The following is an 18,051-nucleotide window of genomic DNA, read 5'->3' as shown; positions in this document are numbered from 1 at the left end:
GAGACCGAGCAGGAGGAGGAGAGGCAGACGCAGGGTCTTACATGTTGGGATAATTGGGGCCTCCGCCGCCCTCGGGTACGACCCAGTTGATGTTCTGGGTCGGGTCCTTGATGTCGCAGGTCTTGCAGTGGACGCAGTTCTGCGCGTTGATGACGAATTTCGGATCGCCCTCTTCGACGCCGACGACCTCGTAAACGCCGGCCGGGCAATAGCGTTGCGCGGGTTCGTCGTACATCGGCAGGTTGTAGGTAATCGGTACCGCCGGATCCTTGAGCGTCAGGTGGACCGGCTGGTCCTCCTCGTGGTTGGTGTTCGAGATGAACACCGACGACAGGCGATCGAAGGTGAGGACGCCGTCGGCCTTGGGATAGTCGATCGGCTTGACCAGATCCTTGCGCCACAGGCTTTCGTGATCGGGATGATGGTGCATCGTGAAGGGCACCTTGATCCCGAGATGCTCGAGCCACATCGTCACGCCGGCAAGCCCCGACCCGACCAGGTCGCCGAACTTCTTGACCAGCGGCACGACGTTGCGGACGACCGACAGCTCCTTCTTGACCCACGACGTCTCGAACGCTTCGGGATAGGCGGCGAGTTCGTCATGGCCGCGCTGCGAGACGATCGCCTCGACCGCGGCCTCGGCGGCCATCATGCCCGACTTCATCGCGGTGTGCGTGCCCTTGATCCGCGGCACGTTGAGGAAGCCCGCGCTGTCGCCGATCAGCGCGGCGCCGGGCATCACGAGCTTGGGGATCGACTGCAGCCCGCCGTCGCTGATCGCGCGCGCGCCGTAGCTCACGCGCTTGGCGCCCTTGAGCAGCGCGGCGATCTCGGGATGCGTCTTCCAGCGCTGCATCTCGTGGAACGGCGAAAGATGCGGGTTGGTGTAGTTGAGCCACGTCACGAACCCGATCGACACCTGCCCGTTCGCCTGGTGATAGATCCAGCCGCCGCCGTTCGAGCCGTCTGTCTCGGTCAGCGGCCAGCCCTGCGTGTGGATGACGCGGCCGGGCGAATGGAGCGCGGGATCGATGTCCCACAGCTCCTTGATACCGAGGCCATACACCTGCGGATCGCTGTCCTTGGCGAGATCGAACTTGCCGATCAACTGCTTGGTCAGGTGACCGCGGCAGCCTTCGGAGAAGAAAGTGTATTTGGCGTGGAGTTCGAGGCCGGGGGTATAATCGCCCTTGTGCGTACCGTCGCGCGCGACGCCCATGTCGCCGGTCGCGACGCCCTTGACCGAGCCATCGTCGTTGAACAGGATTTCGGCGGCGGCAAAGCCGGGGAAGATCTCAACGCCGAGTTCCTCCGCCTTGCCCGCAAGCCAGCGGCACAGATTGCCGAGGCTGCCGGTATAGGTGCCCTTGTTGTGCATGAACGACGGCGTAACGAAGTGCGGCATTTCGCTCTTCTTCGTCTTGCTGAGGATCCAGTGATGGTTCTCGGTCACCGGCACCTCGGCGAGCGGGCAGCCATCCTCGCGCCAGTTGGGCAGCAATTCGTCGAGGCTTTTGGGGTCGATGACCGCGCCCGACAGGATGTGCGCGCCGACCTCCGAGCCCTTTTCGAGCACACAGACACTGATCTCAGCGTCCTTCTCCGCCGCCATTTGTTTGAGACGGATCGCTGCCGAAAGACCGGCCGGGCCTGCGCCGACGATCACCACATCATAGGGCATCGATTCACGTGTCGTCATCATCGTCTCCCGGGGATATCCCCTCTTTGCCCAGCTTTACGGACCGCCCCCTCGTTCGGGCTCGGGCTGGCACCGTCTTGTCCAATATGGCGATTGCGCGAGTTGACCGCCACGTCAACCGTGCAGCATAGGTTACCCTGTGGGGGCGGACCAAACCATCGACTGGCGAAATGCCGCGGCGAGCGCGCTCGAATGGTGGCACGAGGCTGGCGTCGACACGTTGGTCGACGATGTCCCCCGCGACTGGTTCGCGGCGCCGGAGCCGCTTGTCGTCGCACCCGCGGCACCTGTTGCGCCGGCCGTATTACCATCCGCAATGCCGCTTGTGCTGGCTGACTTCCTCAACTGGCGGGGCGGGGCAGAGGTTCCCGAGGCGAGCTGGAGCGGCATTTCGCTGGCCGCGAGTGGGCCGGCTGACGCTACGGTCATGGTGCTTGTCGATTGTCCCGACCGGGATGACGGCGATGCCGGTGCGTTGCTGAGCGGCGGCTCGGGTCGATTGCTCGACCGGATGCTCGCGGCGATCGGCCTTGCGCGCGACGCCGTGCACGTTGCGGCGGTGTGTGCGAAGCGGCCGACGGCGGGGCGGATCCAGAGTGAGGTCGAGGATCGGCTCGCCGAAATCGCCAAACATCACATCGGCTTGGTCGCACCGCGGCAGTTACTGCTGCTCGGCAATGCGGCGAGCCGTGCGATCCTCGGGACGGAATTACAGGCGGCGCGCGGGCGTTTACACCGGTTTAACCATAAGACCGCACAAACGGGGACTGGTGACGCGTCGGATATCACGACGGTGGTCGCGAGCTATCATCCGCGGTTTCTGATCGAGAAGCCCGCGGCCAAGGCTGAGGCCTGGAAGGATTTGCAGATGCTGATGGGCGAACAGATATCGCAAAAGGGCGTACGATGATCCGGACCCGGTCTATCTCGCGGGCAGCGCTCGTGCTGGGGCTGAGCGCCCTTCCCCTCCCGGCCTTCGCTACGACGCTGGCAGGCGAGCCCTCGGGCGATTCCCGACTCGGCTCGCCGCAGCTGGTCGGCGCGCCGACGCTGGAACAGATTCCGGACCAGCTCGATGCCGGACAGCGCGAGGCGTACAAGACCGTCTTCGCCGCGATCCGCGACGGCAAGTGGACCGATGCGCAGATCGGGCTCGACACGATGAAGCCCGGCCCGCTGCACGCGATCGCGCGCGCCGAGATGTACACGGCCAAGGGCTCGCCCCGCGTCGAAATGGAGCCGCTGGTCGCGCTGCTCAACGAAGCGCCCGAACTGCCCGAGGCCGCGCAGATCTCTCGCCTGGCGATGACTCGCGGCGCGGTCGACCTGCCCCCCCTGCCCGCCGCACAGCGCCTGATCTGGCAGGACGGCGCACCGCGTCGAGTCCGCGCCAAGAGCCTGCAGGGCGACCTGATCGCCGCCGATCTCGCGCTCAAGATGCAGCCTTACGTCAAGGCGGACATGGGCCGCGAGGCGCAGTCGCTGCTCGAGAGCACGCCGGGGCTGACCCCCGAGGCGCTGACCGAGTGGCAGCAGAAGATCGCGTGGATCTATTTCCTCCAGGGCGACGATGCGAACGCGCGCGTCATGGCCGCCAAGGCGCAGGACGGAGTCGGCGACTGGGCGGTGCAGGGTCGCTGGGTCGGCGCGCTGTCCGCATGGCGCCAGAATGACTGTGCGAATGCCGAGGCCGGGTTCGAGGGCGTCGCCGCACGCGCCGGCGACGTCGACCTGCGCGCCGCCGCACTCTACTGGGCGTCGCGCGCGGACATGGTGTGCTCGCGCCCCGACAAGATCGAGGGTCGCCTGAAGGCCGCGGCGCAGTTCGGCGAGAGCTTCTACGGCCAGCTCGCGCGCCAGCAGCTCGCGATGAAGGACAAGGGCACCGCGGTCGGCGGGCTGGTCGCAAGCGACTGGAAGGTCGTCGGCAAGCGTCCCAACGTCCGCGTCGCGGCAGCCCTGGTCGAGGTCGGCGAGACCGACCTCGCCGATACCGTCATCCGCCAGCAGGCCAAGATCGGCGACCCGCGCGAATTCGGCAACCTGGTCCGGGTCGCCGAGGCACTGAGCCTGCCGGCGACGACCGTGTGGCTCGCGCATAACTGCCCTCAGGGCGTTACCTCGACCGCCGAGGCGCGCTATCCGACGCCGAACTGGACGCCGGACAGCGGCTGGCACATCGACAAGGCGCTGGTCTATGCGCACACGCTCGAGGAATCGCGGTTCCGCAACACCGTGAAGAGCCCGGCGGGTGCCTATGGCCTCATGCAGATCATGCCCGCCGCCGCGACCGACTTCGCGCGCGAACGCGGCACCGCGATCGACATGAAGGCGCTGACCAAGCCGTCGACCAACATGGATATCGGCCAGCGCCACCTCGAACGGCTGCGCGACATGGCGGGCGTCACCGGCGGCCTGCTGCCCAAGGTGATCGCGGCGTATAATGCGGGTCCACGCCCGGTCGGCGACTGGAACGCGATCGTCCACGATAATGGCGATCCGCTGCTATATATCGAAAGCATCCCCTATTGGGAGACGCGCGGCTACGTCACCACCGTGCTGCGCAACTACTGGATGTACGAGGCGCAGGGCGGCAAGAAGGCATCGACCAGCCGCAACGCGCTCGCGCAGGGCATGTGGCCGCGCTTCCCCGGCCTGCCGGGTGCGACCGCGGTCCGGATGAACGCGACGCCGAACGCGCGTGCGAGCGCCAGCGCGTCGCCCGTGCACACGACGGTCGCGGTCAACGCCAGCGTCAGCCCGCAGTCCGCCACCCTCACGCGCGCGGACTGATCGCCATGCCGATCGATGAAAGCAGGACGTTCCTGCCTGTACGGATCGCCGTGCTGACGGTGTCGGACACTCGCGGGCTTGCCGAGGATCGCTCGGGCGATACGCTGGTCGCGCGGCTGACCGAGGCGGGGCACATCCTCGCCGACCGCCGGATCGAGAAGGACGATGTCGAGACGATCGTCTCGCGGCTCCATGCCTGGATCGGCGATCCCGCGGTCGACTGCATCATCACCACCGGCGGCACCGGCGTGACGGGTCGCGACGTGACCCCCGAGGCGATCGAGCAGGTCGCCGAGAAGATGATCCCCGGCTTCGGCGAACTCTTCCGCATGCTGAGCTACCAGACGATCGGCACCTCGACCGTCCAGTCGCGCGCCTGCGCCTGTGTGTCGCACGGCACCTATATCTTCGCGCTCCCCGGCTCGACCGGTGCGGTGAAGGACGGGTGGGACGGCATCCTGCGCGACCAGCTCGACAGCCGCCACCGCCCCTGCAATTTCGTCGAACTGATGCCGCGACTGCTCGAGCGCTAAAAATGCCAATGTCCCGTACGTCACGCCAGATGATGGCGGGACGTACGGGACGCGCGTTCGCTTGCCCCGGCCAAGCTTCGGGAAATTTTCCCGTAATCTGAACGCGTTGCGCCGGTGTATCGCTGTATTACTAAACTGGCACACTCGGTGCATTGCTCGTCATGCAGCCCGATCGGGTTGCGACACCAACGATCCGAAGGACGCCATCATGCGCTCGCTCTTCCTGAACAGCCTCATCGCCGCCTCGCTGCTCGTATCCGCCACGCCGGTCCTCGCCGCCGGCGCATCGCAACCGACGACGAAGCTCAAATACAATGCGAAGATGCAGAAATACTGCATGATCGATCCTGCCGTCACCGGCAGTCACCTCCAGCACCAGACGTGCAAGACCTCGGCGCAGTGGAGCGCTGCCGGGCTCGACATGCCGAAGCCACGGATCGCCGACCCGAGCATTCCGATCGCGACAGTCGCGACGGTCGCGACGGTCGCGCCGGTCGCCACGATCGCACAGAAATGACGCGTCGCGCGGCGGGGCAGCCCCTTGGGGGTCTCGCCCCGCGCGTCGATAGCCGAGCACGCTTGCCTAGCCCAAGAAAAGACGACGGAAAGGGAGAACTCGAAACACGAGTGCCCCCTTTCCGCGTTTTACCTTCACCCCCGTGGGGGAGGATCAGATCAGTTCGCCAGAGCTCGCTCGGCAAAGGCGCGGACGCCCGGACCGATATCGGCGCGCGACAGGGCGATCGCCAGGTTCGCCTGGATATAGCCGGCCTTGTCACCGCAATCATAACGCTGGCCATCAAAGGTGAAGCCGTGGAACGGCTGGTTGCCGATCAGCTGCGCCATCGCGTCGGTCAGCTGGATCTCGCCGCCCGCGCCCTTTTCCTGCGTTTCCAGGATCCGCATCACCTCGGGCTGCAGGATGTAGCGCCCCGGGATCATCAGGTTCGACGGCGCGGTGCCACGCGCGGGCTTTTCGATCAGCGCGGTGACCTCGGTCAGGCGCCCGTCGATCGCGCCCGGCGATATGATGCCGTATTTGTCCGTCTCCGAATCCGCGACCTCGAGCGCACCGATGACGTTCCCGCCGACCTTGTTATACGCCTCGACCATCTGCTTCATGAAGCCGGGCTGGCCGACCATCAGTTCGTCGGGCAGCAGCACCGCGAAAGGCTCGTCGCCGACGATCTCGCGCGCGCACCATACCGCATGGCCAAGGCCCAGCGGTTCCTGCTGGCGGACATAGACCGGCGAGCCCGGCTTCATCCGGATCTGGCTGATCGCGTCGAGCGACTTGCCGCGCGCGCGCATCGTATCCTCGAGCTCGTAGGAAATATCGAAATGATCCTCGAGCGCGCCCTTGCCGCGCCCGGTCACGAAGATGATCTGTTCGATGCCCGCCTCGAGCGCTTCCTCGACGGCATATTGGATCAGGGGCTTGTCGACGACGGTCAGCATCTCCTTCGGCATCGCCTTGGTGGCGGGGAGGAAGCGAGTGCCGAGTCCAGCGACCGGGAACACGGCTTTGCGCAGTGGCTTGATGGTCATTCGAACTCCAAATGTTGTCGTAAGGTCGTCAATTTCGATGCCGTATTTACCGGTCGTTACGGGTCCGTGCAAATCGGGCCGCCCGATCGACGAAACGTCGCAGCCGGTTAGCGCGTCATTAAACGCGTTGGGCTACAGAGGTTCCATGTCCAAGATCCTCATCATATTCGGCACGCGTCCCGAAGCGATCAAACTCTTCCCCGTCATCCGCGCGCTGGCCGGGGTTCCCGGTCTGACCGTGCGCACCTGCGTCACCGCGCAGCATCGCGGGCTGCTCGATCAGGTGCTGGCGATCGCCGATCTTGCGCCCGACATCGATCTCGATCTGATGGAGCCGGGGCAGACGCTCGACCGGCTGACCGCGCGGCTGCTGACCGGCCTGGGCGACGTGATGGATGCCGAAAGGCCCGATCTGGTCATCGTCCAGGGCGATACCGCGACCGCGATGACCGGCGCGCTCGCCGCTTATTACCGCAAGGTCCCGGTCGCGCATGTCGAGGCGGGCCTGCGATCGGGCGATATCTATCATCCCTGGCCCGAAGAGGTGAACCGCCGGATCGTCGCGCCGATCGCCGCGCTGCACCTCGCGCCGACCGAGACGTCGGCAGAGGCGCTGCGTCGCGAGACGATCGCTGCCGACACGATCCACGTGACCGGCAACACCGTGATCGACGCGCTGCACTGGACCAGCGCCAAGGTTGCCGAAGATCCGGCACTAGCCGCAGGGCTCGACTCGATCGCCGCGCGCTTCGCCGGCAAGCGCATCGTGCTGGTCACCACGCACCGACGCGAGAATTTCGGCGACGGGATGGCGGCGATCGCGCGCGCGATCGGCCGCATCGCCGCGCGTGACGACGTCGCGGTGGTGTTCCCCGTCCACCCCAATCCCAACGTCGTCTCGGTCATGGACGCGATCCTCGGCGATCGCGGCAACGTCGCCCGGATCGCACCGCTCGATTACCCGCATTTCGTCCGCGCGCTCGGCATGGCCGATATCGTGCTGACCGATTCGGGCGGCGTCCAGGAGGAGGCGCCCGCACTCGGCAAACCGGTGCTGGTGATGCGCGAGACGACCGAGCGGCCCGAAGGCGTCGCGGCAGGCACCGCGCGCCTGATCGGCACCGACGAGGACCGAATCGTTGCCGAAATCTTCGCGCTGCTCGATGACGAGGCGGTCTATTCGGCTATGGCGCGCGCGCACAACCCGTTTGGCGACGGCAATGCGGCGGCGCGCATTGCCGCCATCGTCACCGACTTTCTGGCTCCCGGGATCAGCCCGGAAGCCGCCTCCATGAATTCCACAGGAAATGCCGTACATGCTGACCGAGACTGAACTCACCGTCGTCGTCATGGGCCTCGGCTATATCGGCCTGCCGACCGCCGCGGTGATCGCGCGCACCGGCGCGCGCGTGCTCGGCGTCGACGTGACCGAGTCGGTGGTGGAGACGATCAATTCGGGGCGCGTGCATATCGAGGAGGTCGATCTCGACGGGCTCGTCTCGGGCGTCGTCGCGCGGGGTACGTTGCGCGCGTCGATGACGATTGAGCCCGCGGACGTGTTCGTCATCGCGGTGCCCACGCCGTTCGACGACGATCATGCGCCCGACATCGGCTATGTCCTGAACGCCGCGACGACGATCGCCCCCGTGCTGAAGCCCGGCGATACGATCATCCTCGAATCGACCTCGCCGGTCGGCACGACCGAGCAGGTCCGCGATCTGCTGGCAAAGCTGCGCCCCGACATCAGGGTCCCCGGCCGTGCGGGCGAGCAGGCGGACATCGCGATCGCCTATTGCCCCGAACGAGTCCTGCCCGGCCGGATCCTGGTCGAACTGATCGACAATGACCGGGTCATCGGCGGGATCACGCCGCGATGCGCGCGCAAGGCGCTCACCTTCTACCGGCGTTTCGTCCGCGGCGCCTGCGTCACGACGACGGCGCGCGCGGCGGAAATGACCAAGCTGACCGAGAACGCGTTTCGCGACGTCAACATCGCGTTCGCCAATGAACTGTCGCTGATCGCCGACACGATGGGCGTCGATGTGTGGGAGGTGATCCGGCTCGCCAACCGCCATCCGCGCGTGAACATCCTGCAGCCCGGCCCCGGCGTCGGCGGGCATTGCATCGCGGTCGATCCGTGGTTCCTGGTGCATGCCGCGCCCGACCAAACGCCGCTGATCCGGACCGCGCGCGAGGTGAACGACGGCAAGACCGATCATGTCATCGCGCAGGTGGCGGCCCTCGTCGAATCGATGCCGGGCGCGCCGGTCGCGTGCCTCGGCCTCGCGTTCAAGGCGAACATCGACGATTTCCGCGAAAGCCCCGCGCTCAAGGTCGCGCAGGCCGTCGCGCAGGCGTTCGGCGACCGGGTCCGGATCGTCGAGCCCTATGCCAGGACCCTGCCCGCCGCGCTTGCCGAGACCGGCGCCACGCTGGTCGACGTCGATACCGCGATCGAGACCTGCCCGATCATGGTCGTGCTGGTCGATCACGACGTCTTCAAATCGATCCCGCTCGAGGAGCGCGCCGACAAGGCGGTGCTCGACACGCGCGGGATCTGGCCCGACCAGCCGAGGCCGGTGATCAGCGCAACGGCACGGTCCTAGTCGCCACGACAGCCGGGATGATCGGCCGCGCCGGGTTGGCCGCGATCGATCGCGCGGCGGCCTCGAGCGTGTCGGCGCGCGCCTTGGACGAGGCGTGCGTCCGGCTGCGGAAGAGTCCGCCATCGACCGCGCCGCCCTTGTTCCGCCAGAATTTCGGCGCTGACATCGGGTCGTACCCGGCATTCGCCAGCAGATAGATACCAAGCAGATCGGCCTGGTCCTCGGTCTCGCGAATCAACCGGCCGTTGCGCCCGAGTTCCGCCAACAGCCCGCGGTTGATCTTCGCCGCATCGAGTCGCGCGCGGTGGCGCAGGATGTTGTGCGCGAGTTCGTGCGAGACGACGACCGCGATCTCGGCGTCGGTATAGCCTTCGAAGAACCGCTCGCCGATCTGCACCACCGATCCGTCCGCGCTGGCATCGAGACCGCTGCCGAGCAGGATCTCGAACCGCGACCGGCAGCCTGTAACCGGGGTCACCGCGACCGACTGCCGCTGGCCCTTGCGCAGCACGGTCAGGCGCAGCGGCTGGCGGAGCGGGGCAGCCGCGATCGCCGCCTCCGCGCTATCCCGGCTCGCGGCGTTTTCGGGCGCGTTCGCAGGCGGCGCGCCCGGCAACGCGACGTCCCCGATCGCCACCAGCGAATCGTTCGCGGCGATCCCCGCACGCTGTGCCGGCGCGCCGGCTACCACCGCCTCAACGCCGATCAGCGATTCGAACCCGAAGACCGCTGCCGCCGATGCGCGTGCCGCGGGCCCATATTGGGTCAGCGCATGGATCGGCATGCCAATCTGTGGCTGGAGCACGTCGCACAACGGCGCATTGGCGGTCGTCAGGCGATACGCGATCGTCGCGAGCCGCAGGTCCGCTGCCCGCAGCGCCTCGAAAAATGCCGGGGCGGGTGCGGCGTCCTTGGCAGGCGCCGCCGCGGTCAGCAGGAGAAGCGGCATCAGCCGGGCGATGAAAGTCATGACCGCGCATTAGCCCTGTTCGGCGCGCGCGTCATGCCTCTGGTGCGCACCGCGGGTTAGCCGCCCGTCAAACGGAGGCCCGAATCGGCGACCGAAACGCGTCGCCGTGATTGGATTGCGACTGGCCGAAATACGCCGTATGCGCACCGCTTTCCCGCTATTGCCGTTCGCCACCGGCCTCCACACATTGTCAGTATCATGATTTCCAAGCTTTTTAAGTCGCGTACGGCCGCCAGGACCGCAACATCGGTCGTGCCGGAGGGTCAACGGGTCTATGCCGTCGGCGACATCCATGGATGCGTCGCCCTACTCAACGAATTGATCGCGCTGATCGATGCGGACGACGCGCAACGCGGCCCCGCCGAAACGACGCTGATCTTTCTCGGCGACATCGTCGATCGCGGACCGGCCTCCGCAGCAGTGATCGAGCGACTGCGTGATCTGGCCGCGACCCGAGGATCGGTCCGGTTTCTGCTCGGCAATCACGAGGAGATCTTCCTGGGCGCGCTCGACGGTGAACCCAAGGCGCTGCGTCTGTTCTGCCGGATCGGCGGGCGTGAGACCGTCCTGAGCTATGGTATGGAAGCCGCCGAATATGAGCGCCTCGACTACGAGGAACTCGTCCACCGTCTCGCCGAACTCGTCCCTGACGAACACCGCGCGTTCGTGAGTGCGTTCGAGGACATGATCGTGATCGGCGACTATGCGTTCGTCCATGCAGGGGTTCGCCCCGACGTTCCGCTCGATCGGCAACGGTCTTCGGATCTCCGCTGGATCCGCGATCCGTTCCTCGATCATCGCGCCAAGCTCGATAAGACGATCGTCCATGGCCATACGATGACGGACGAGGTCGAGCACCGCGGTCATCGGATCGGTGTAGATACCGGGGCCTATGCGTCTGGCAAGCTGACCGCGCTGGGGCTGGAAGGCAGCGATGTCTGGCAGGTGCAGACCACCGGGTCGCCTGATTCTGGCCCGGCGGCCTAACACCCGGTAAATCGCCTACAGTTTTTTGGCAGGAATATATCTCGGGACGGCGATACGCCCCTTCTCCGATGCCTGCCAAACGCTATACGCCGTCGAGGCAGATGCGTGTTGCACTGCCGCAACAGTACGGAACGCTTCCGTTCCGTACCCGTTACCTCGGTTGCCTTGCGACTGGTTTCGTGCCAATTGCGTGGCGACGAGCACAAAGGGAGTTCAACATGCGTCTTGGGAAGTACATCCTGACCGCAGCAGCAGCCACGATGGCAGTTGCTCCGGCCATGGCAGCAAATCCAGCAGCCAACCTGTCGGTTTCGAAGTCGGTTCGCACCGGCTCGGCTTCGGCAAAGAAGAACGAGCTTGCTGGCGGCGGCATCATCGTTGCCGTTCTGGCAGCGGCAGCAGTCGTAGCCGGGATCGTCATCGTTGCAGACAACGACGACAACTCGGACAGCAACTAAGTCTAACGACTTGGTTGAAGGAAATAGCGGTCTTCGGGCCGCTATTTTTTTGTCTATCGTCCGTCGCTCGCTGGCAGCGCCGCATGGGCTTTGCAGAGCGAAGCGTGCATGATGCGGAGCGCATTATCGTCGCTGCATCGCAGTGCCAGACGCTGCGGTGGGATCGAAGGACACGGCATGGACGAACTGACCCTCGCCGTCGTCGGAATCGACTTTCCCAACGCGGACAAGAGCAAGAGCAACCGGCGGATGGAGCTGATGCTCTGCGCGCCGGGCGAACCGGTCGAGCTCCGGCGCGAGCCGAAGAACCCGCATGATGCCAATGCCGTGGCGGTCTTCAGCGGCCGCGGCGTGCAGATGGGGTATCTCCCCGCCGAGCGCGCGTTGCTGATCGGCCGGCGGATGCAGCAGGAGGAGCATCTCGCGGTGTTCCAGGCGCTGACCGGGAGCATGGGCTATGTCCGCATCCGCTTCGGCGGCGGCACGCCGACCCTGCCCGATCCGGGCTACGCGGAAACACCCGCGCCCAACCGCACCGCGACCTTCGATCCGGATGCCTTCTATCCCGATCCTGAAGGACCCGAATGGGGAGCCTGATCCGCGCGCCGCGCTAGATGCCCTGCGCGGTGACGACCCGACCGGTCGCCTCGAGATCGCGGGTCAGGTCCGCCAGGCAGCGATCGACCAGCGCCTCGTCCGAACTCCGCACGACGAAGTTCGCGCCCGTCCGCCCGTCGCGAAAGAACGGATAGCTGCCGATCGCCACGCCTTCATGCGTCTTCTCGGCATCGCGCAGCAGGTCGGCGACCTCGCTCTCCGCGACCCAGCAGCCGATCGTCTTCGACACCACCGGGCGCCCGCCCTCGAGCGTCCCCGTCAGCGCGTCGAGCATCCCCGCGGTGATGTGCGGCACCCCCGCCATGATGAAGATATTGCCGATCCGGATCCCCGGCGCGCCCGACACCTTGTTGTCGATCAGGTCCGCGCCGACCGGCACGCGCGCCATCCTCGCCCGCGTCTCGGTCAGCCCGCCACGAGTCGCGTAATAGGCCTCCAGCACCGCCATCGCGCGCGGATGATGCTCGACCGCGACGCCCAGCGCCTCGGCGATCGCATCCACCGTGATGTCGTCGTGAGTCGGCCCGATCCCGCCGGTCGTGAACAGGTAATCGTTCCGCGCGCGCAGCGTATTGACCGCCTCGACGATCGCCTCGGTCCTGTCGGCGACGACGCGCACTTCGGCGAGGCGGATGCCCTGCACGTTGAGCCAGGCCGCGATCTGCGCGACGTTCTTGTCCTGCGTGCGGCCCGACAGGATTTCGTCGCCGATGATCGTCAGCGCGGCGGTCCAGATGCGTTCTTGTGCCATGCCCCCGCATAGCCTCGCAAAAGACCCGTCGCTACGCTATATCGCGCGGCATGACCGAATATGTAACCGTCACCTCCGACCAGCCCGACGCGCGTACCGGCGCGATCAAGCTGCACGGCCCCGCCGCGTTCGAAGGCATGATGAAGGCTGGCCGGCTCGCCGCCGAGACGCTCGACATGATCGTGCCCCACATGGTGCCCGGCGTCACTACCGCCGAGATCGACCGGCTGATCTACGACTTCATCATCGCCGGCGGCGGCGTGCCCGCGACGCTCGGCTATCGTGGCTATACGCACAGCGTCTGCATCTCGATCAACCATGTCGTCTGCCACGGCATCCCCAGCGAGAAGACGCTGAAATCGGGCGATATCGTCAATGTCGACGTCACCCCGCTTCTCGACGGCTGGCACGGTGACACGAGCCGGATGTACCTGATTGGCGACGTGCCGATCAAGGCGCGCCGCCTCGTCGAGGTGACCTATGAATGCCTGATGCTCGGCATCGAGCAGGCCAAGCCCGGCAACCGCATGGGCGACGTCGCCAACGCGATCCAGCGCCATGCCGAGAAGCACCGCTACGGCGTGGTCCGCGATTTCTGCGGCCACGGCGTCGGCCGGCTGTTCCACGACGCCCCCGAGGTCGTCCATGTCGGCAAGCCCGGCACTGGCCCCGAGTTGCGCCCCGGCATGATCTTCACGATCGAACCGATGATCAACATCGGCCGGCCCGACGTGAAGCTGCTCGACGACGGCTGGACGGCGGTCACGCGCGACCGCTCGCTGTCGGCGCAGTTCGAGCATTCGATCGGCATCACCGAGAGCGGCTGCGAGATCTTCACGCTGAGCCCCAAGGGCTACACGCAGCCGCCGTACGGGTGATTAGGCCGGGGGTGCGGGCAATCGCCCCCCCCCCCGTCATCCTGACGAAAGTCAGGATCCAGAGCCCAGAGCGCCGCACCCAGTTACCCTGGATCCTGACTTTCGTCAGGATGACGGGGTTTTGGAGAGCCGCCACAGCCACGATAAATACCCCCCGCGCGCAATTTGTCGGGGTGCGCACAGGTGACGGGCGGCCCCTACCCCGCTAAAGCCCGCCCCATGACCGAGATCACGCCCCAGATCGTCGCCGACCACGGCCTGTCCCCCGAAGAATATGAGCGCGTCCTGCACGCGATCGGCCGCGAGCCCAATCTCGTCGAGCTCGGCATCTTCTCGGTGATGTGGTCCGAGCATTGCAGCTACAAGTCGAGCAAGATCCACCTGATGAAGCTGCCCACCAAGGGCCCCCGCGTCATCTGCGGTCCGGGTGAGAATGCCGGCGTCGTCGATATCGGCGACAACCAGGCGGCGATCTTCAAGATGGAGAGCCACAACCACCCGTCCTATATCGAGCCGTATCAGGGCGCGGCGACCGGCGTCGGCGGCATCCTGCGCGACGTCTTCACGATGGGCGCGCGGCCGATCGCCAATCTGAACGCGCTGCGCTTCGGCCGGCCCGATCACCCCAAGATGCGCCACCTGATCTCGGGCGTCGTCCACGGCATCGGCGGCTACGGCAATTGCGTCGGCGTCCCGACCGTCGGCGGCGAAGTGAACTTCCACTCGGCCTATGACGGCAACATCCTGGTCAACGCGATGACCGTCGGGATCGCCGATCAGGACAAGATCTTCTATTCGGCAGCCTCGGGCATCGGCAATCCGATCGTCTATGTCGGCTCCAAGACCGGCCGCGACGGCATCCACGGCGCGACGATGGCGAGCGCGGACTTCGGCGAGGATTCGGATGCCAAGCGCCCGACCGTCCAGGTCGGCGATCCCTTCACCGAGAAGCTGCTGATCGAGGCCTGCCTCGAACTCATGGCGACCGACGTCATCGTCGCGATCCAGGACATGGGCGCCGCCGGCCTCACGTCGTCGGCGGTCGAAATGGCGTCGAAGGGCGGCGTCGGCATCGAACTGACGATGGACGACGTGCCGCAGCGCGAAACCGGCATGACGCCGTACGAGATGATGCTCTCGGAATCGCAGGAGCGCATGCTCATGGTCCTGAAGCCCGGCCGCGAGGCCGAGGCCGAGGCGATCTTCAGGAAGTGGGAGCTCGATTTCGCCGTCATCGGCCGCGTGACCGACACCGGCCGCATGGTGCTGACGTTCAAGGGCGAGACGGTCTGCGACATCCCGCTCGGGCCCCTTGCCGACGAAGCGCCGCTCTACGATCGCCCGCACGTGCCGACGCCCAAGCCCGCGCCGCTCGCGAACGCGCCGCACAGCAACGACATCGCAGCCGATCTGGTGACGCTGATGGGCTCGCCCGACATCGCCTCACGCCGCTGGATCTGGGAGCAGTACGACCACATGGTCGGCGCCGACACCGTCCAGCGTCCCGGTGGCGACGCCGCGGTGGTGCGCGTCCACGGCACGCAGAAGGCGCTGGCGATGACCACCGACTGCACGCCGCGCTACTGCTTTGCAGACCCCGTCGAGGGCGGCAAGCAGGCGGTCGCCGAAGCATGGCGTAACCTCACCGCGGTCGGCGCGCTGCCGCTGGCGGTGACGAACTGCCTCAACTTCGCCAACCCGCAGCGGCCCGAGATCATGGGCCAAATCGTCGGCTGCCTCGAGGGGATGAGCGACGCGTGCATCGCGCTCGACTTCCCGATCGTCTCGGGCAACGTCTCGCTCTACAATGAATCGAAGGCTACCGGCGGCGGCTCGGCGATCCTGCCGACGCCCGCGATCGGCGCGATCGGACTGCTCGCCGACTGGCAGAAGAACGCGACGATCGCGTTCAAGGGCTCGGGCGACATCATCCTCGCGGTCGGCACGCGCGGCGGGCATCTCGGCCAGTCGCTCTGGCTGCGCGAATGTCATGGCCGCGAACAGCTGGACGCCGGCCCGCCGCCGCCGGTCGATCTCGCCGCCGAACGCCGCGTCGGCGACCTGATCCGTGAAGCGATCAGCCTCGGCCAGCTGACCGCGGTCCATGACGTCTCCGACGGCGGCATCGCGGTGACGCTCGCCGAGATGGCGCTCGCGGGCGACATCGGCGCGATGATCGACCGCAAGCAGCCGTTCGACTGCGCACGCGCGTTCTTCGCGGAGGATCAGGGCGTCTACATCGTCACCGTCGAGGACCATGCGCTGCTCGACTTCCTGGGTGCGGCACACGCCGCGGACGTCGAGGCCGAGCCGCTCGGTCGCACCGGCGGCAAGCGCCTGATCTTCGAACGCCCCGACCGCGACGACGTCATCGCGCTGGAAACGCTCCGCACCGCACACGAAGGCTTCTTTCCCAAGCTGATGGGCGTCGACGCCGCGCTGGCGTGATGATCCTGCCGAACAGGCCAATCTGGCTTTAAACCACACCACCCCGGCGAAGGCCGGGGTCCAGTTGGGGGACGGCGATTGCGAGCGGCGGCGATCCTTTACCGCTGCTTTCCCAACTGGACCCCGGCCTTCGCCGGGGTGGTGGACTAGTTGGGGCGAGGCGGCCGGCTGAAACGGCGCAATGTTCCCCCGCGAAGGCGGGGGCCCAGACTTGGCTCCCGCCTTCGCGGGAGAACAAGAAGACCGTAGCCCCAGAACCCGTCCTAACTGTGCGCACAGCGACCGCACGCCCCTGCAATCCAAAATCGCGCTGTCCTACGCGGTTCGCCTATGCGAGCAGTTCGGAATGCCACCGCCGCTCTCCTCACCCACTCCAACCCCGTCGCACGACGCCACACCGGTCCGTCATCGAGACACGCGCGAGCGTCTCTACTTCCTATACTTCACTCGGCCGGCATGACCCCCGCCCCCACCAGAATCGCCACCCTGGATGTCATCCGTGGTGTCGCCGTCATGGGCATCCTTGCCGCCAACATCGCCGCATTCGGCTTTCCCGAATTCGCCTATATGACGCCCGCCTCGATGGGCTCGCCGAGCACGCCCGACCTGATCGCATGGACCGCCACGTTCATCGTCATCGACGGCAAGATGCGCGGGCTGTTCTCGTTCCTGTTCGGCGCGTCGATGCTGCTGGTCCTCGACCGCGCGGCAGCGAACGGCGAAGACCCCGCAACCATCCACCTGCACCGGATGGCGTGGCTGTTCGTGTTCGGCGTCGCGCATCTCTACCTGCTGTGGTGGGGCGACATCCTCGCGCATTACGCGCTGGTCGGGGCGATCGCCTATATGTTCGCAAGGCTACCGGTCCGCTGGCTGGTCGGGCTCGGCCTTGCCTGTATCGCGGTACAGACGCTCGAACTCGGCACGCTGACCGCCTACGCGTTCGACCTGCACGCGGCCGCGCACCGGGCCGGCGCGACGGCACGCACGATCGCGAACTGGCAGTCGCTGGCGGATCAGTTCGGCCAGCCCTCCCCAGCCGCCGTGGCACGCGAACTCGCGATCGGGCGCGGCACGTGGAGCGATCTGGTCGGGTGGCGCTGGACGCACGCGGTCGGGCCGATCACGTTCCTGACGGTCGGGGGCCCCGAAACGCTCGGCTTCATGCTGCTCGGCATGGCAGGCCTGCGCTCGGGGTTCCTCACCGGCGACTGGCCGCGGCGACGCTACATTATCGTCGCCGTCACAGGGATCGCGATCGGGTGGGTCGGCTATGCGGGGATCGTCGCCTTCGACATCGGCCACGGGTTCGACGCCCGCTATGTCGCGCTGTCGTGGCTCGCGCTCGCCACGCCGCTCAGGCCGATCACGATCATGGGCTATGCCGCGGCAATCATCATGCTGGCGCGTCCCGGCGGCTGGCTGACGACGCGCGTGTCGGCGGCGGGGCGCATGGCGTTCTCCAACTATCTCGGCACGACCGTGATCTGCACCACCATATTCTACGGCTACGGGCTCGGTCTGTACGGCGAGCTTTCCCGCGCGCAACTGTACCTCGTCGTCGTTCCGATCTGGCTGCTGATGCTCGCCTGGTCGAAGCCGTGGCTCGATCGGTTCCGATACGGTCCGCTCGAATGGCTGTGGCGGAGCCTGTCGCGATTCGCATGGCAACCGATGCGCGGTTCCCCAAGCGCGGCGAGTCGTTCGGGTTGTTGCGAATAAGACGCAAAACAGCTTGCGACTGGTTCGCATTATACGTATC

16 protein-coding genes are annotated in these 18,051 nt (G+C 66.5%); 12 read left to right on the top strand and 4 right to left on the bottom strand.

Annotated features, from left to right (window positions below):
* Positions 1 to 37: 37 nt before the first annotated feature.
* Positions 38 to 1,699 (bottom strand): electron transfer flavoprotein-ubiquinone oxidoreductase, encoded by a 1,662-nt coding sequence (locus EV283_RS07985; RefSeq protein ID WP_130325027.1) that lies wholly within the window; start codon positions 1,697 to 1,699, stop codon positions 38 to 40.
* Positions 1,700 to 1,838: 139 nt separating this feature from the next.
* Here EV283_RS07985 and EV283_RS07980 point away from each other — a divergent pair, with 139 nt between their 5' ends.
* The 4 genes from EV283_RS07980 (at position 1,839) to EV283_RS07965 (ending at position 5,542) form a co-directional block, all read left to right on the top strand.
* On the top strand, positions 1,839 to 2,609 hold the full coding sequence (locus tag EV283_RS07980; RefSeq protein WP_130324280.1) for a uracil-DNA glycosylase: 771 nt from the start codon (positions 1,839 to 1,841) through the stop codon (positions 2,607 to 2,609).
* Positions 2,606 to 4,492: a lytic transglycosylase domain-containing protein gene (locus tag EV283_RS07975; RefSeq protein ID WP_242615860.1), complete on the top strand. Its 1,887-nt coding sequence runs from the start codon at positions 2,606 to 2,608 to the stop codon at positions 4,490 to 4,492. The genes EV283_RS07980 and EV283_RS07975 overlap by 4 nt, the downstream gene beginning before the upstream one ends.
* A gap of 5 nt (positions 4,493 to 4,497) precedes the next feature.
* Positions 4,498 to 5,025: a molybdenum cofactor biosynthesis protein B gene (gene moaB, locus EV283_RS07970; RefSeq protein WP_130324278.1), complete on the top strand. Its 528-nt coding sequence runs from the start codon at positions 4,498 to 4,500 to the stop codon at positions 5,023 to 5,025.
* A gap of 208 nt (positions 5,026 to 5,233) precedes the next feature.
* Positions 5,234 to 5,542 (top strand): hypothetical protein, encoded by a 309-nt coding sequence (locus EV283_RS07965; protein WP_130324276.1) that lies wholly within the window; start codon positions 5,234 to 5,236, stop codon positions 5,540 to 5,542.
* A gap of 158 nt (positions 5,543 to 5,700) precedes the next feature.
* Here EV283_RS07965 and galU read toward each other — a convergent pair whose 3' ends face one another.
* Positions 5,701 to 6,573: a UTP--glucose-1-phosphate uridylyltransferase GalU gene (gene galU / locus EV283_RS07960; RefSeq protein WP_130324274.1), complete on the bottom strand. Its 873-nt coding sequence runs from the start codon at positions 6,571 to 6,573 to the stop codon at positions 5,701 to 5,703.
* A gap of 145 nt (positions 6,574 to 6,718) precedes the next feature.
* Here galU and wecB point away from each other — a divergent pair, with 145 nt between their 5' ends.
* Entirely contained in the window at positions 6,719 to 7,906 is a 1,188-nt protein-coding gene (gene wecB, locus EV283_RS07955; protein ID WP_130324272.1) for a UDP-N-acetylglucosamine 2-epimerase (non-hydrolyzing), read from the top strand.
* Positions 7,890 to 9,179, top strand: coding sequence for a UDP-N-acetyl-D-mannosamine dehydrogenase (wecC, locus tag EV283_RS07950; protein WP_130324270.1), 1,290 nt, complete (start codon positions 7,890 to 7,892; stop codon positions 9,177 to 9,179). Before wecB ends, wecC begins: the two co-directional genes overlap by 17 nt.
* Here wecC and EV283_RS07945 read toward each other — a convergent pair.
* On the bottom strand, positions 9,157 to 10,149 hold the full coding sequence (locus tag EV283_RS07945; RefSeq protein ID WP_130324268.1) for a M48 family metallopeptidase: 993 nt from the start codon (positions 10,147 to 10,149) through the stop codon (positions 9,157 to 9,159). The genes wecC and EV283_RS07945 overlap by 23 nt on opposite strands.
* A 198-nt stretch (positions 10,150 to 10,347) precedes the next feature.
* Between EV283_RS07945 and EV283_RS07940 the strand changes: the two genes are divergently transcribed.
* The 3 genes from EV283_RS07940 to EV283_RS07930 all read left to right on the top strand — a co-directional run bounded on the left by EV283_RS07940 (position 10,348) and on the right by EV283_RS07930 (position 12,191).
* Positions 10,348 to 11,136: a metallophosphoesterase family protein gene (locus EV283_RS07940; RefSeq protein ID WP_130324266.1), complete on the top strand. Its 789-nt coding sequence runs from the start codon at positions 10,348 to 10,350 to the stop codon at positions 11,134 to 11,136.
* Between the two features lie 218 nt (positions 11,137 to 11,354).
* Positions 11,355 to 11,594, top strand: a complete 240-nt coding sequence (locus EV283_RS07935; RefSeq protein WP_207223061.1) for a hypothetical protein — start codon at positions 11,355 to 11,357, stop codon at positions 11,592 to 11,594.
* Between the two features lie 177 nt (positions 11,595 to 11,771).
* A complete protein-coding gene (locus EV283_RS07930) occupies positions 11,772 to 12,191 on the top strand; it encodes an HIRAN domain-containing protein (RefSeq protein WP_130324264.1) in 420 nt (139 codons plus the stop codon).
* Positions 12,192 to 12,204: 13 nt separating this feature from the next.
* Here the strand turns inward: EV283_RS07930 and EV283_RS07925 are convergent, their stop codons facing one another.
* Positions 12,205 to 12,963 carry a molybdopterin-binding protein gene (locus tag EV283_RS07925; protein WP_130324262.1) on the bottom strand — a complete coding sequence of 253 codons (759 nt, stop codon included), beginning with the start codon at positions 12,961 to 12,963 and terminating at the stop codon, positions 12,205 to 12,207.
* Positions 12,964 to 13,013: 50 nt separating this feature from the next.
* On the opposite strand from EV283_RS07925, the gene map reads away from it, so the two are divergent.
* The 3 genes from map to EV283_RS07910 all read left to right on the top strand — a co-directional run bounded on the left by map (position 13,014) and on the right by EV283_RS07910 (position 18,011).
* Positions 13,014 to 13,841 carry a type I methionyl aminopeptidase gene (gene map / locus EV283_RS07920; protein WP_130324260.1) on the top strand — a complete coding sequence of 276 codons (828 nt, stop codon included), beginning with the start codon at positions 13,014 to 13,016 and terminating at the stop codon, positions 13,839 to 13,841.
* A 219-nt stretch (positions 13,842 to 14,060) separates the two neighbouring features.
* Complete coding sequence (gene purL, locus EV283_RS07915; RefSeq protein WP_130324258.1) at positions 14,061 to 16,289, top strand: phosphoribosylformylglycinamidine synthase subunit PurL; 2,229 nt, start codon at positions 14,061 to 14,063, stop codon at positions 16,287 to 16,289.
* Between the two features lie 456 nt (positions 16,290 to 16,745).
* Positions 16,746 to 18,011 (top strand): DUF418 domain-containing protein, encoded by a 1,266-nt coding sequence (locus EV283_RS07910; RefSeq protein WP_130324256.1) that lies wholly within the window; start codon positions 16,746 to 16,748, stop codon positions 18,009 to 18,011.
* Positions 18,012 to 18,051 lie beyond the last annotated feature (40 nt).

Source organism: Sphingomonas sp. BK036, from assembly GCF_004216825.1.
Taxonomy (GTDB): Bacteria; Pseudomonadota; Alphaproteobacteria; order Sphingomonadales; family Sphingomonadaceae; genus Sphingomonas.
This window is presented reverse-complemented; position numbering and strand designations above follow the sequence as displayed.